This is a genomic window from Luteibacter sp. OK325 (assembly GCF_003050935.1).
Lineage (GTDB): Bacteria > Pseudomonadota > Gammaproteobacteria > Xanthomonadales > Rhodanobacteraceae > Luteibacter.
The window spans coordinates 211986-224546 of sequence record NZ_QAOX01000005.1 but is presented as its reverse complement, the minus strand read 5'-3'; the positions used below and the strand labels follow the sequence as shown (position 1 = coordinate 224546).

Here is a 12561-nt window from a genome sequence, read left to right as displayed (position 1 = left end):
TCCTTCAATGGCAGCAGCGAAGAAACGTGGACTTGGCCGTGGCCTGGATGCCCTGCTCGGTGGTGGTGCCGGCCCTGACGCCGGTCCGTCGATCGTGGAGCAGGAAGGCGAGCTGCGGCTGCTGCCCATCCAACAGATCCAGGCCGGCAAGTACCAGCCGCGCCGCCACTGGAACGACGAGGCGCTCGACGAACTCGCCGCCTCGATCAAGGCCCAGGGCCTGATCCAGCCGGTGGTGGTCCGCGCCATCGGCAAGAACAGTTACGAACTCATCGCCGGCGAGCGCCGCTGGCGCGCCGCGCAGCGCGCGTCCATGAGCGAAATCCCGGCGCTGGTGAAAGACGTGCCCGAGCAGTCCGTGCTCGCCATGGCGCTGATCGAGAACATCCAGCGCCAGGAGCTCACGCCGCTCGAGGAAGCGCAGGCCCTGCACCGCCTGATCGACGAATTCGACCTCACGCACCAGCAAGCGGCCGACGCCGTGGGCCGCTCGCGTGCGGCCGTCTCGAACCTGCTGCGCCTGATCGACCTGCCGGAGTCGATCAAACAGCTGCTGGACGAGAGCAAGCTCGAAATGGGCCACGCGCGCGCCCTGCTCACCCTGCCGCACGGCATTGCCGAGCCGCTGGCGCTGGAAGCCGCGCGCCATGGCTGGACGGTGCGCGAACTGGAAGAGGCCGCGCGCAAAGCGCAGCTGGCGCCGAAGGGCAAGGCCAAGGCGAACGCCATCGACCCGAACATCGCCAACCTCGAGCGCGAGCTGGCCGAGCGTTTCGCCACGCGCGTCGAGCTGGCTCACGGCCGTGGCGGCAAGGGCAAGCTGGTCATCCATTACCACAGCCTCGACGAGCTCGACGGCATCCTGACCAAGGTCCGCTAAGCGCGGATCTGAAAGGAAATGCCCATGCCTCCGGTCCATAAGGACGTGAACCCGAAGCAGCGCCAGTACGAAGCGATGGTGCGCGCCCTGTCGGCCGACCTCTACCGGTTTGCCTTCTGGCTGTCGCGCAACGAATCCGTGGCCCAGGACCTGGTCCAGGAGACCTTCCTGCGCGCGTGGAAGAACCTCGACTCATTGCGTGACGCCGAATCGGCCAAGCCCTGGCTGATCACCATCCTGCGCCGCGAACACGCGCGTCTTTACGAACGAAAGCGCTTCGACACCGTGGAACTGGACGACACCGTGCCCGAAGAGGCCGCGTTTGCCAGCCCCGAACGAAGTGGCGACGCCGCCCAGGTGCGCGACGCCATGCTCAAGCTGCCCGACAAATACCGCGAGCCGCTGGCCATGCAGGTGCTCGGTGGGATGAGCTGCGACGAGATCGCCGCCGCCACCGACCAGCAGCCCGGCGCGGTGATGACCCAGTTGTTCCGTGCCCGTCAGCGTCTGAAGGACCTGCTCGGCGGACGCGCCGCGGCTGAAGGAGGCCGGAAATGAACTGCCTCGAATTCCGCCGCCGCATCGGCGCCGAGCCACGCTCGCGCGCCCCTGAACTGCTCGCCCATCGCGATAGCTGCAAGGACGGCTGCGCCGCGTTCTGGCAGCGTGCCCAGCGCTTCGACGACGACCTTGAAGCCGCGCTGGTCATCCCCCTCCCCGAAGGCCTGGTCGATCGCATCCTGCTGGCCCAGGCCACCGGCGAGCGCCGCCGCCAGGTGGGCATGCGCCGCGCCTGGCTGGCCATGGCCGCCTCCGTCGTGATCGCCTTCGCCGGCGTGGGCATGCTCTGGCGTCAGAATGATCTCAACTCACTACCCGCCCTCGCCGTCGCCCACATGCCGGGCGAGATCGAGGCGCTGAGCCTGACCCAGCCCATGACCGATGCCCAGGTCGAAGCCGGCTTCATGGGCCGCGCGACCCGGCTCAAGGGACCGATGCCCAATGGCGTCACCTACGTGCATGACTGCACGGTGGGGCCGTATCCGGCGGTACACCTTGTTACCCGCATGAACGATGAGCCCGTCGTGGCCCTGTATATGCCCGGCAAAATGGACACCAAGCCCGGCACGTTCGAGCGCGATGGCTGGGAAGGCCGGCAGATGCCGCTCCGTGGCGGCACGCTTGTGGTCCTCGCCCAGCGGGGTGCCAGCCGCGGCGCCATGGACGCCGTGGAGCGGGGCTGGCGTGCAGCGATCGAGGGTCCGGCCGCCCAGACCATCGGCCGGATCTGAACGAACGCCACGCGCACGGCCCCTTCCGTGGCCGGCTGGGCGATAATGCCGCCCCGAATCGAGCCACCCCGGAATCGCGATGACCGACCTCGCCGTAGTCGTGCCCGTCTTCAACGAGCGCGACAACATCCCGCCCCTCCTCGCCGAGATCGCCTCGGCCCTGCGCGGCCGGATCGATTTCGAGATCATCTACGTCGATGACGACAGCACCGACGACAGCGTTGCCGTGCTCACCGCGGCCAAGGCCCGGTATCCGGAGCTGCGGATCATCCGCCATCTCACCCGCAGTGGGCAGAGCACCGCCGTGTGGAACGGGGTGCGCAACGCCCGTGCACCGTGGATCGCCACGCTCGACGGCGACGGCCAGAACGACCCGGCCGATATCCCCAAGCTGCTCGACGCCCGCGAGGCCGCGCCGACGCTGAAGCTGTTCGCCGGCTGGCGCGTCACCCGCCGCGATAGCTTCAACAAGCGTATTTCGTCGAAAGTCGCCAACGCGGTCCGTTCGCGCATGCTCCAGGACAGCACGCCGGATACCGGTTGCGGCCTGAAGCTGTTCGAGCGCGAGACGTTCATGCGCCTGCCCTACTTCGACCACATGCACCGCTATCTGCCGGCGCTGGTAAAGCGTGCGGGGTTTGCCAGCCAGAGCGTCCCGGTGGGACACCGGCCGCGTACGGCGGGGACGTCGAAGTACGGGATGCTGGATCGACTGTGGGTCGGGCTGGCGGATCTTCGCGGTGTGGCGTGGTTGATGCGACGGGCGAAGATTACCCGTACGGAAGAGGTGTAAGGGCAAGAGCATCGCCGATGAATCGGCTCCCACAAGAGCCTAGGGAATCGCCGATGAATCGGCTCCCACAGAGCCTAGGGAATCGCCGATGAATCGGCTCCCACAAGAGCCGCTTTAATGTGGGAGCCGATTCATCGGCGATGCTCTTAACGCGTCAGCATCCGCGGCTGCCACGCATCCAACGCCCTAGCCGTCCGCTCCCGTCCCAGTTCGATCAATTCCCGCGCGCGGTAGAACTCATACACCGTCGACACATTGCGCGGAATCTCGATCAGCACATCCGGCTGGTAAGCGGCAAGGCGCAAACGTGAGAGATTGGCCTGCATCAGGTCCATGGCCTGGGTCATCAGGTCGAACGCGCCGGGATCCCTGAGCTTCGGTTTGCCATCCGAACCGGGCAGTACACGACCGATCAAGCGCCCAAGCTTGGCCGTGTAGCCCTCGTCGGTCGTGACCGTTACGTCCTTCTCGGGCGGCTTCTGCATCTCGGCCGCGCCATCCACGCTCACGGCGATCACGTAGTCGGCGTCTTCGCGCATCAGCGGCAGCACCGGCAGCGGATTCAGCAGTGCACCGTCGACCAGGCGGCGACCGTCGTGGACATAAGGCCGGAACAAGGTCGGGATGGCGATGGACGCGCGGATCGCATCGAACAGCGGGCCTTTGGTGAGCCACACCTCACGCTCGCGATCCAGGTCGGTGGCCACCGCGGTATAGGAGATGCTGAGCTCCTCGATGTTCACCTCGCCGATAAGCTCACGCAGGGCGGCCATGATCCGGTCGCCCTTGATGAAGCCACCGCCGGAGAAACTCCAGTCGACCAGCCGCAGCACGTCGAAGCGCGCCAGCGTGGAGACCCAGTCTCGATAGATATCGAGCTTGCCCATGCCGTAGATGCCGCCGATGAGCGCGCCCATCGAGGTGCCGGCAATGGCGACGACTTCGAAGCCGCGTTCCTCCAGCACTTCGAGCGCACCGATATGGGCGAGCCCTTTGGCTGCACCCGCGCCCAGTGCAACAGCGACTCGCGGCTTTCGCGGCATGCCGGTGGCGGCGGGCAAGGCGCCCGGATCCGCGATATCGATCTCACTCATGCAGCGGCGGCGCTCAGTGGTGGTTGTTCGACGTGTTCTGGTAGCCGGTCAGCGCCAGCTGGAGCAGGATTTTCATTTCTTCGCGAAGCGGCAACGGCGAGACGATCTCGGCATCCGGTCCGTACTTGAGTACGTCCATCAGCAGCTCGCGCGAGTTCGAATACGGCACCTTCAGCTCATAGCGACCGTCCGGCAGCGACTCGCCCTTCTGCTGCGAGTGCCAGTGTTCGTCGGCCACCCAGCGTGCGGCGTGCGAGGAGAAGCGGATCGTTGCCCAGGCCTTGGGTTTGCCGGCGAAGATGCCGTAGCTGGAGGCGAGCAGGTCGTTGAGCTCGGCGTCGTCGACGTCTTTCGCTTTCGCCTCCAGCGATTGCGGGTCGGCGATGCGGTCCACCGCAAAACTGCGGAGGGCTTCGCGGTCGTGGTCCCAGACATCCAGGTACCAGTTGTCGCGGTAGTGCGTGAGCCGCTGCGGCGACACCGTGCGTTTGGAATCGGAATTGGTGGTGCGCGCACGGTAGCGGAAAGTCAGCTGCCGGCGCTCGAGCGTGGCGCCGGCCACGATGCGGAACACCTGCTGGTCCATCTTGCGTGCGCCCCAGGAGATCACCCGGATGCGGTCCACCGGCAATGCCTTGCCGCTGCCGTGATCGGAGAGCAATCGTTCGATGCGCGCCTTGAACGGAGCCAGGGCTCCGGCGAGCACGCCGGGGTCGGATCGGCCGATGAGTTCGTTGAGCGCCATCAGTGCGGCGAGCTCGTCGCTGGTCAGCCACAGGCCGGGCAACTCGAAGCTATCGGCCTCGGTCGCGTCATAACGGAACGAGGCCTGTTCGCCGGCGACGCTCTGTACGGGCGCGCCCAGCGCGTCGCGGAGGAAGGCGACATCGCGATAGAGCGTGGCTCGCGAGCATTCGAGCTCGTCCATCAGCCGGGACAGCGGCACGGGATAGTGCGCTGACTTGAGCAGTCGGTGCAGGGTGAGAATGCGCTCGTAGCGGTCCATGGGTATCGCCGGCTGGATGGTGCTTCGGGAAGTGTGTCCGCGCGGGCGTGACGCCCGTATCTACGCGGCTCAAGCATGGCGGTGGTGCTGGCCGTCCGCAAGGGACGTGAGACTCGGCCATTCGTCGGGGTCTGCGGGGTACCGGGTTTGCGCCGGGGGCCATAAGGCGCAAAAATGCTGCTTTGCGATTCGCCGAAGGCCTCCCCCGACCATGGCGGAACCCAAGCACGCAGGTCCGGCCCTGGCGGGTCCTCACGATCCGCCAGCCGACGTTCCTCGCGCCGACATCCTGTTCAGCAGCCCCCTCGTGGTCATCCAGACGGCCACGGCGGCCGGCTACGGGCTGTGGATGGTGCTCGGTACCTCGCTGGCGCTGGGCCTCTACCCCGACGGCCGCGGCGAGGTGCTGGTGCCGCTGTCCATCGGCCTGGTGTTCGCCAGCCTTGGCCTGATCGCCACCTGCCTGCGCCTGAAGTTCGCCCAGGACTGGCATGGCTGGAATCCGTCCAGACGCATGATGCCGACGGTGGAAGGCCTGGTCGCCATGGCCAACTACCTGCCCATGCTGGCCCTGGCCGGGCTGGCGCGAGGCGGTAACGACTTCTGGGCGACCCGCCTGACCGGTGCCATCCTGGCCCTGTGCACCCTCGCTACCCTTGTCTTTACCGCCCGCAGCGCCTCCCGGCAGCTGCCCCCCGGCATTGCCGCGGTGGCCAACACGCAGCCCCTGGGGCGCACGGTGTCGGCCGTGTTCGCCGGTGGCCTGTGGTTCTGGGTCTGCATTGCCATGCAGAATGAGGCGCCGCTCGACCCGCTCACCCCCTGGCGACTCGGCCTTCTCGCCGTGGCGCTGGCGCTGGGCATTGTCGAAGGCATGCGCTGGCGTGCACTGCGTCTTCTGGCCGAGGAGCGCGGCGTGCCGGACCGTTTCACCACAGGCGGTGCGGCGGCTCGCCTGCTGGTCGGGCGGGTCGGGGTTGCCGTGCTCTCGGTCGGCCTGCCCTGCCTCCTGCTGGTCTCGCACCCCGTTGGCCGGCTGCTGGCGCTGGCCGCTGGTTTGGCCGCGTTAAGCTGCGGTATCGGTCAATGTCTCGAGCAGCGGCTCTACGGGCGGGCGTACGCGCAGCTCGTGGTCGCCTGACCACCTTTCCCACCTATTGCTCCACATACGATTCCTCCACATACGGGTAGACGATGAAACCATCCCTGATCGCCACGCTCGTCCTTGCCGCGCTGCCGTTCACCGCGTCGGCGCAGGACGCCAGCGCCACCAAGAACGCCGCTTCTGTTACGCCCGCTACAACGACAACGGCGACGACAACGACCACAACAACAACGCCGACTGCAACGACCACTACCACGACCGCGCCGGTTCCCGCCCCGGCTCCCGCTCCCGCTCCGTTCGACGCCAATGCGCAGGCACCCAACGCTGCCCCCAATGCGGCCCAGAACGGTGGCTGGACCGGTTCCGGCGAATTCGGTTTCGCGTCGTCACGCGGTAACTCGCGCACGGAAAACGCCAACGCCAAGCTCGGCCTGAGCCAGGAAAACGAGCTCTGGAAGAACAACATCTATCTCAATGGCCTGCGTTCGAAGGGCGAAACGTCGGTCCCCGATAACGATGGCAATGACGTCAACAGGTTCAGCACCACGGCCAACCGATACGACACCGGCGCGTCGGTGGGCTATAAGTTCGATCCGCGCAGCTACATCGTTACCGCCGCCCGTTACGAGCACGATGACTTCGGCGCCAACCTGTGGCAGGGCATCGTCTCGGTCGGCTATGGCTATGTAGCCTTGAAGAACGAGCGCGCCGAGCTGTCCTTCGAAGTCGGTCCCGGTTACAAGCGCTACCAGCCTGCCAAGTCCACGCGTCCGGAACTCAACGCCGACGGCACGCCGGTGGTGGATCCGGCGACTGGCGCCGAGGTCTCGGTGCCCTATACCCCGAATACGGAAGGCGAGGTGGTCGCCCGTAGCCTGATCAACGGCAAGTACCGCCTCACCGACAACACGGCGCTGGAAGATACGTTGCTGATGGAAGCGGGCTCGAAGAACCAGTACTACCAGAACGATATCGGCCTGTCGGTCAGCATGACCAAGAAGATGGCGTTGAAGCTGGGTTACCAGATCCGCTACAACAGCGACACCCAGCCGGGTACGGTGAGCACCGACAAATTGATGACGACGAACCTCGTCTACAACTTCTGACGCGAGCACCCATCGCCGATGAATCGGCTCCCACACAGAGCTGCTCTTGTGGGAGCAATTCATCGGCGATTGCTTTTTGTAGGAGCCGATTCATCGGCGATCCCGCGGCAGCGGGCCGGGCTACCTCAACGCTGAGGCGCCAGAAACGCCTCAGCGCCCAAGCCGATCAACATCGCCGCCACCTCATGGCCCAGCTCCACAGGCGTATCGGCCGTCGCATCAGCCTGCGCACGCAGCAGTTCACCCGTATGCGCATTGCCGACCATACCGTGCAAGGTGAGGCCGTACTCGGCAACCACGCACCAGGCGCCGATGGCCACGGCGCAGCTTCCGCCCAGTCGTTCGTTCATGGCGCGCTCCGCGTCCACGGCTATCTGCGTCTCGGCATCGCGCAGGGCAACCATCAGTTCGGTGACACGGGTGTCGCTTGCACGCGACTCGACGGCGATCGCGCCCTGTCCCGGCGCCGGAAGCCAGTCGGGGCTCGCCAGTCGCGTGGTGATGCGTTGGCCGAGGCCGAGCCGTTCCACCCCGGCGCAGGCGAGGATGATGGCGTCGTAGTGGCCTTCGTCGAGCTTGGCCAGCCGGGTGTTCACGTTGCCGCGCAGGTCGAGCAACTGCAGGTCGGGTCGCACCGCGCGCAGCTGCGCCTGGCGACGGAGCGAGGAGGTGCCCACGCGCGCGGCGTGCGGCAGCTCGGCCAGATTCGCGTACCGGTTACTGATGAAGGCATCGGCGGCATCCGCGCGCGGCAGGATGGCCGAGAGCACGAAGCCCGGCTCCAGCTCCGCAGGGACGTCCTTCAGCGAGTGCACGGCAATGTCTGCGCGGTCGTCGAGCATCGCGACTTCGAGTTCCTTGAGGAACAGGCCCTTGCCGCCGATGGTGGCCAGCGAGCGATCGAGGATCTCGTCGCCGCGGGTCGATAGCGGCACCAGTTCCACCTGCAGCCCCGGATGCGCCTGGCGCAGCAAGGCGGCCACGTGCTCGGCCTGCCAGAGGGCCAGGGCGCTCTTGCGGGTGGCGATGCGAAGCGGTGCGGTCATTTCTATCCTGGCGGTCGATCGGTCGAGGCGCGATTGTCCCGCGTTTCGACCCGGCCGTGCACGCTCAGTCGGCGTCGGTACGCAGCAGCTGGCGCACGGCCGGCAGGTTGCGCCGGCTCACCTCGGGCGTGACCTCGGTGCCGGAGAGACGGGCCAGCACGCGGCCATCGCTCAGCGTTCGCAGGCCAAGCAGGCGACCGCGCGGCACCAGGCAGTTGCGATGCAGGCGGACCAGCCGGTCACCGTGCGTGGTCTCGAGCTGGCGCAGGGACTCGTCGATCAGCCACATGCCGCCGCCATGGTGCACGGCCACGTACTTCTCGTCGGCCAGCAGGTAAAGCACATCGTCCAGGCGCACGCGCACTTCGTCGGCGCCACTGCGCGCACGCAACCAGGCCGGCTGTGCGGCTGGGGCTGGGGCTGGCCGCAAGCGGGCAGCCGCACGATCGAGTGCCTCGTCCAGGCGTTCCGCGCGCACCGGCTTGAGCAGGTAATCGGTGACGCCGAGGTCGAAGGCGCTGAGCGCGTGCTGCTCGTAGGCGGTGCAGAAAACCACTTGCGGGCGCGTCGGCGCCTCGGCGAGACGACGTGCCACGGCGGTGCCGCCCAGACCGGGCATCTCGATGTCGAGCAGGATCAGATCAGGCTGCAGCGAAGCGCAGGCCTCGAGCGCGGCTTCGCCATCGGCCACGCTGCCGACCACCTCGACATCGGCGCGACGGGCGAGCAACGAATCCAGCCGTGCCCGTGCGAGCGGTTCGTCATCGGCGATCAGTACGCGCATTCGCGGACTCCGGCAGGAAAACGGTCACGATGAAACGATCGGCCAGGGTGTCCACCCGTACGCTGGCGCGCGCGCCGTAGTGAAAGCGGACGCGTTCGCGGACGTTGCGCAATCCATGACCCGTACCCGGCGTGGGCGCACCGTCGGCGACAGGGTTGTCGACGACGATTTCGACGCCGCCGGGAACCCTGCGTCCCAGGAGGCGGATCGTGCCACCGGCACGGTTGGGCTGCACGCCGTGGCGGATGGCGTTCTCCACGAGCGGTTGCAGGAGCAGTCGCGGCATGGGCAGTTCGACGGGCACGTCGATATCGCGTTCCACGCGGAGCCGATCACCGAGGCGCAGCGACTCGATGTCCAGGTAGCGGTCGACGAGGTTCCATTCTTCGCCCAGCGTACCGATGGATTCCGGGTCGCTGCCCAGTGCGGCACGAAACAGCTCGGCGAGGTTCTCGACGGTGCGCTCGGCGGCGTCCGGATCGACACGGATCAGGGCGGCCACCGCATTCATGCTGTTGAACAGGAAATGCGGACGGATGCGCGCCTGCAGGGCGGCGACCTGCGCCTGCGCCGCCGCGGCCACGCGTACCTGCCACTGCGCGACGACGAAGAAGTAACGCAGCAGGCCCGCACCGAGCAGGCCGGTAGCGACCATGCTGTCGCGCACGAAGCGGCCGGTCGGCGAGGGCGTGATGCCGACGGTGAGGCTCTGGTCCATCCAGCCCAGCACCGCCGCGCTGATCCCGACGGTCGCGACCAGCAGCAGCCAGACAGCGGCATAGGGAAGCAGGCCGTTCAGGCGTTGCATGCCGGTGCGCAGCTTGCACAGCAAGACGGTCAGCAGGACCGAAAGCCAGCTGGTGAAGAGCACGGCGATGCAGTAATCGCGAAGGTTGCCCGATCCGCCGGGCGCCAGCCACATCAGCGTGACGGTCAGCGCGCCCACGACAAGCAGGGCGAACAGCACCGGCAGGCTGCAGAAATCCGGCAGCGGTGCCGATGGCGGCTGCGGAACGTCGGTCGTCTGGGAGGGGGTGACGGGCATGCGGCGAGTATGCCGGATGCCCGTTCACACCGACGAGTACACGATCACGCGTCGGCGAAGCGCTCGGTCAGCCAGGCACGCACGTCGGCGATTTCGGGCAGGCTGACCTGATGGGCCATCGGATAGGTGTGCCAGTCGATCCGGTGGCCGAGCGATTCGAGCGCCTCCCGCGAGTGCTCGCCGAGCACCAGCGGAACGATGGGGTCGGCCGTGCCGTGACCCCAGAAGATCGGCGTGCTGTGGTTCGCGCCGGCACGCTCGGCTTCGATCGTGTCATGCAGGGGCAGGTAAGCCGAAAGGATCAACAGCCCGGCCAGCGTTTCACGGTGGCGCAGCCCCGCTGAAAGGGCCATCGCGCCGCCCTGCGAGAAACCGGCGAGGATGATGCGCGAAGCGGGGACACCGCGGTCTTCTTCGCGCGCGATCAGCGCTTCGACTTCCTCGATGGAGGCGCGGATGCCCTCGGCATCCTGCTTGTCGGCGATGGCGAGACCCTTGATGTCGTACCAGGCGCGCATCGGCGCGCCGTTGTTCACGGTCACCGCGCGCACCGGTGCATGTGGAAAGACGAACCGCACGCCCGGCCATGCCGCGTCGACCAGTTCCGGCACGATCGGCGCGAAGTCGTTGCCATCGGCACCGAGCCCATGCAGCCAGATGACCGACCAGGTCGGCGATGGCCTGGTTTCAGTTTCGACGGTAGGCAACGGCATGGCGGGAATTCCTGGGTGCGATCGAACATGTTACACGGCAGCCTCCATGTAGGAGCCGATTCATCGGCGATGCCCTTGCCCGCAACCTTCGTCCCGCACGACTATCTGAACAAGTGCGGGACGAAACAGCTCGTATTACGGGTAATTCGATCACCGTCTTCGCGAATACCGATACCCGCGGGTACATCGCCAATAACCCAGGAGCCGACCAGTGCATGCTTGCCATCGAAGACAGGTAACGGCGCCAGTGCCTGATAGATCTGGAACGGCGACTCCGACCCGCGCTCATGGGAATCCAGTACAACGATGCCTTCGCCTTCGCGGCCCCAATACGGCTTCGCCACCGCGGCGCCTTCGATGTCCTCGCGGCGCAGGCTTGCAGGAAGCAGGTTCGGGTGTCGCGGAAAGTATTCCCAGAGGATAGGCAGGATCGCCTTGTTGGAGAGCAGCATCTTCCAGGGTGGCTCGATCCACCGTGTGCCGCTTGCGGGAATATGCTGGGCGAATGCTTCGCTCATCAACCATTCCCACGGATAAAGCTTGAACAGCCGGTCGATCGGCCGGTCGGCAAGGTCGATGAAGGCCTTGCCGGACCAGCCGATCGATTCGATGTCGAGGGCATCTACCACGTGGCCCGCCTGCGTGCAGGTGTCCAGCAGGTAGTCGCACGTCGTCGCGTCTTCGGGGTTGTCGTAGCACGCGGCGAAGTGCACGCGCGGTCCACCGCCGACGACGCGCCAGCGCTCGATCAGCTTCTCGTGAATGGAGTTGAACTGATCCGCATCGGGCGCGACATCCTCCAGCCAGTACCACTGCACCACGGACGCTTCGAAAAGCGACGTAGGCGTGTCGGCGTTGTGCTCAAGGAGCTTCGGCGGCGAGTGGCCATCGAAGGAGAGATCCATGCGACCGTAGAGCGCGGGATCGCGGTCGAACCAGCTGCGCTCGATCAGTTGCGCGGCGCGGTCGTCGAGACCGAGGTCGGCGTAGCGGCCGGCACGGACAATGCGATCGACTGCTTCGAGGCAGAGTCCGTGCAGCTCCGCCGTAGCCGCCTCGAGCATGTCCACGGCGACTTCGTCGAACATATAGCACGCATCTTCACGCCAGTAGGCCTGGCCGTCGATCGTGTGGAAGCCGAAACCGAGCGCCTCGACCTTGCCTTGCCAGCCTTCGCGAGGTGCGATGGATTCGCGGCGCATCAGCCGCCCCGCGCGGACACGCGGCCGCTCGAGCCGAAACCACCGCGGCTTCCGAAATCGAATCCGCTGGGACCATGGCCAGTGAAACCACCGCCGGAAGCGTAGCTGCGGCCGGGGCCGGGATCGCCTTTGATGGGACCGCTGCGCCAGTCACTGCGGTACCAGGGGCCGTAGTAGTGGTAGCCACCCGCGTAGCCTCCGCCACCCGCATTCCCGGTGCCTCCGACCGGCTGGTCGCGTGTGCACTGGCCGGTCGCGTAGTCGTGCTCACAGTCTTCCTGCGAGTTGTAGCTGTTGCGTTGCACGTCCTTGCCGCCGAGGGTGGCAAAGCCAACGGCTGCCGCGCCGAGCACGCCAAGGGTAATGGCGACCGTACGCTTTCGCGTCAGCGGCTCTTGCTCGGGGTAGAACGAGGGGTGGCGATACTTGCTGACAGGATTGAGCGCGGGTGCTTTCGGCTTGACGACAGACTTCGACTTCCCTTTGTTTGCCATG

14 protein-coding genes are annotated in these 12561 nt (G+C 66.5%); 6 read left to right on the top strand and 8 right to left on the bottom strand.

Annotated features, from left to right (window positions below; all coding sequences use genetic code 11):
• The first annotated feature begins 7 nt into the window (after positions 1 to 7).
• From C8J98_RS12985 to C8J98_RS12970, 4 genes are all read left to right on the top strand, one after another.
• A complete protein-coding gene (locus C8J98_RS12985; RefSeq protein ID WP_107913612.1) occupies positions 8 to 880 on the top strand; it encodes a ParB/RepB/Spo0J family partition protein in 873 nt (290 codons plus the stop codon).
• Positions 881 to 904: 24 nt separating this feature from the next.
• Entirely contained in the window at positions 905 to 1438 is a 534-nt protein-coding gene (locus C8J98_RS12980) for a sigma-70 family RNA polymerase sigma factor (protein WP_159890234.1), read from the top strand.
• Positions 1435 to 2172: a DUF3379 family protein gene (locus tag C8J98_RS12975; protein ID WP_107913610.1), complete on the top strand. Its 738-nt coding sequence runs from the start codon at positions 1435 to 1437 to the stop codon at positions 2170 to 2172. Before C8J98_RS12980 ends, C8J98_RS12975 begins: the two co-directional genes overlap by 4 nt.
• Positions 2173 to 2245: 73 nt before the next feature.
• Positions 2246 to 2965: a glycosyltransferase gene (locus tag C8J98_RS12970; protein WP_199229919.1), complete on the top strand. Its 720-nt coding sequence runs from the start codon at positions 2246 to 2248 to the stop codon at positions 2963 to 2965.
• Positions 2966 to 3111: 146 nt separating this feature from the next.
• On the opposite strand, the gene C8J98_RS12965 is transcribed toward C8J98_RS12970, so the two are convergent.
• Both C8J98_RS12965 and C8J98_RS12960 read right to left on the bottom strand, forming a co-directional pair.
• Complete coding sequence (locus tag C8J98_RS12965; protein ID WP_107913608.1) at positions 3112 to 4059, bottom strand: patatin-like phospholipase family protein; 948 nt, start codon at positions 4057 to 4059, stop codon at positions 3112 to 3114.
• Between the two features lie 13 nt (positions 4060 to 4072).
• Positions 4073 to 5065, bottom strand: a complete 993-nt coding sequence (locus tag C8J98_RS12960) for a YafY family protein (RefSeq protein ID WP_107913607.1) — start codon at positions 5063 to 5065, stop codon at positions 4073 to 4075.
• A 211-nt stretch (positions 5066 to 5276) separates the two neighbouring features.
• Between C8J98_RS12960 and C8J98_RS12955 the strand changes: the two genes are divergently transcribed.
• Complete coding sequence (locus C8J98_RS12955; protein ID WP_107913606.1) at positions 5277 to 6206, top strand: hypothetical protein; 930 nt, start codon at positions 5277 to 5279, stop codon at positions 6204 to 6206.
• Between the two features lie 53 nt (positions 6207 to 6259).
• Complete coding sequence (locus tag C8J98_RS12950) at positions 6260 to 7276, top strand: DUF481 domain-containing protein (RefSeq protein ID WP_199229909.1); 1017 nt, start codon at positions 6260 to 6262, stop codon at positions 7274 to 7276.
• 125 nt (positions 7277 to 7401) lie between these two features.
• Here the strand turns inward: C8J98_RS12950 and hemC are convergent, their stop codons facing one another.
• From hemC to C8J98_RS12920, 6 genes are all read right to left on the bottom strand, one after another.
• Positions 7402 to 8322, bottom strand: a complete 921-nt coding sequence (gene hemC, locus C8J98_RS12945; RefSeq protein WP_107913605.1) for a hydroxymethylbilane synthase — start codon at positions 8320 to 8322, stop codon at positions 7402 to 7404.
• A 64-nt stretch (positions 8323 to 8386) separates the two neighbouring features.
• Positions 8387 to 9106 (bottom strand): LytTR family DNA-binding domain-containing protein, encoded by a 720-nt coding sequence (locus tag C8J98_RS12940; RefSeq protein WP_107913604.1) that lies wholly within the window; start codon positions 9104 to 9106, stop codon positions 8387 to 8389.
• Positions 9084 to 10151, bottom strand: a complete 1068-nt coding sequence (locus C8J98_RS12935) for a histidine kinase (RefSeq protein WP_107913603.1) — start codon at positions 10149 to 10151, stop codon at positions 9084 to 9086. Before C8J98_RS12935 ends, C8J98_RS12940 begins: the two co-directional genes overlap by 23 nt.
• A gap of 44 nt (positions 10152 to 10195) precedes the next feature.
• On the bottom strand, positions 10196 to 10864 hold the full coding sequence (locus C8J98_RS12930) for an alpha/beta hydrolase (RefSeq protein WP_107913602.1): 669 nt from the start codon (positions 10862 to 10864) through the stop codon (positions 10196 to 10198).
• Positions 10865 to 10965: 101 nt separating this feature from the next.
• Positions 10966 to 12066 (bottom strand): glutathionylspermidine synthase family protein, encoded by a 1101-nt coding sequence (locus tag C8J98_RS12925; protein WP_107913601.1) that lies wholly within the window; start codon positions 12064 to 12066, stop codon positions 10966 to 10968.
• Positions 12066 to 12560, bottom strand: a complete 495-nt coding sequence (locus tag C8J98_RS12920) for a hypothetical protein (protein ID WP_107913600.1) — start codon at positions 12558 to 12560, stop codon at positions 12066 to 12068. Before C8J98_RS12920 ends, C8J98_RS12925 begins: the two co-directional genes overlap by 1 nt.
• Position 12561: the final 1 nt, after the last annotated feature.

What these genes read in the sequence shown, in the direction of transcription:
- C8J98_RS12985 (WP_107913612.1), top strand. Translation starts at nt 8, where the DNA reads ATGGCAGCAGCGAAGAAACGTGGACTTGGCCGTGGCCTGGATGCCCTG.
- C8J98_RS12980 (WP_159890234.1), top strand. Translation starts at nt 905, where the DNA reads ATGCCTCCGGTCCATAAGGACGTGAACCCGAAGCAGCGCCAGTACGAA.
- C8J98_RS12975 (WP_107913610.1), top strand. Translation starts at nt 1,435, where the DNA reads ATGAACTGCCTCGAATTCCGCCGCCGCATCGGCGCCGAGCCACGCTCG.
- C8J98_RS12965 (WP_107913608.1), bottom strand. Translation starts at nt 4,059, where the DNA reads ATGAGTGAGATCGATATCGCGGATCCGGGCGCCTTGCCCGCCGCCACC.
- C8J98_RS12960 (WP_107913607.1), bottom strand. Translation starts at nt 5,065, where the DNA reads ATGGACCGCTACGAGCGCATTCTCACCCTGCACCGACTGCTCAAGTCA.
- C8J98_RS12955 (WP_107913606.1), top strand. Translation starts at nt 5,277, where the DNA reads ATGGCGGAACCCAAGCACGCAGGTCCGGCCCTGGCGGGTCCTCACGAT.
- C8J98_RS12950 (WP_199229909.1), top strand. Translation starts at nt 6,260, where the DNA reads ATGAAACCATCCCTGATCGCCACGCTCGTCCTTGCCGCGCTGCCGTTC.
- hemC (WP_107913605.1), bottom strand. Translation starts at nt 8,322, where the DNA reads ATGACCGCACCGCTTCGCATCGCCACCCGCAAGAGCGCCCTGGCCCTC.
- C8J98_RS12940 (WP_107913604.1), bottom strand. Translation starts at nt 9,106, where the DNA reads ATGCGCGTACTGATCGCCGATGACGAACCGCTCGCACGGGCACGGCTG.
- C8J98_RS12935 (WP_107913603.1), bottom strand. Translation starts at nt 10,151, where the DNA reads ATGCCCGTCACCCCCTCCCAGACGACCGACGTTCCGCAGCCGCCATCG.
- C8J98_RS12930 (WP_107913602.1), bottom strand. Translation starts at nt 10,864, where the DNA reads ATGCCGTTGCCTACCGTCGAAACTGAAACCAGGCCATCGCCGACCTGG.
- C8J98_RS12925 (WP_107913601.1), bottom strand. Translation starts at nt 12,066, where the DNA reads ATGCGCCGCGAATCCATCGCACCTCGCGAAGGCTGGCAAGGCAAGGTC.
- C8J98_RS12920 (WP_107913600.1), bottom strand. Translation starts at nt 12,560, where the DNA reads ATGGCAAACAAAGGGAAGTCGAAGTCTGTCGTCAAGCCGAAAGCACCC.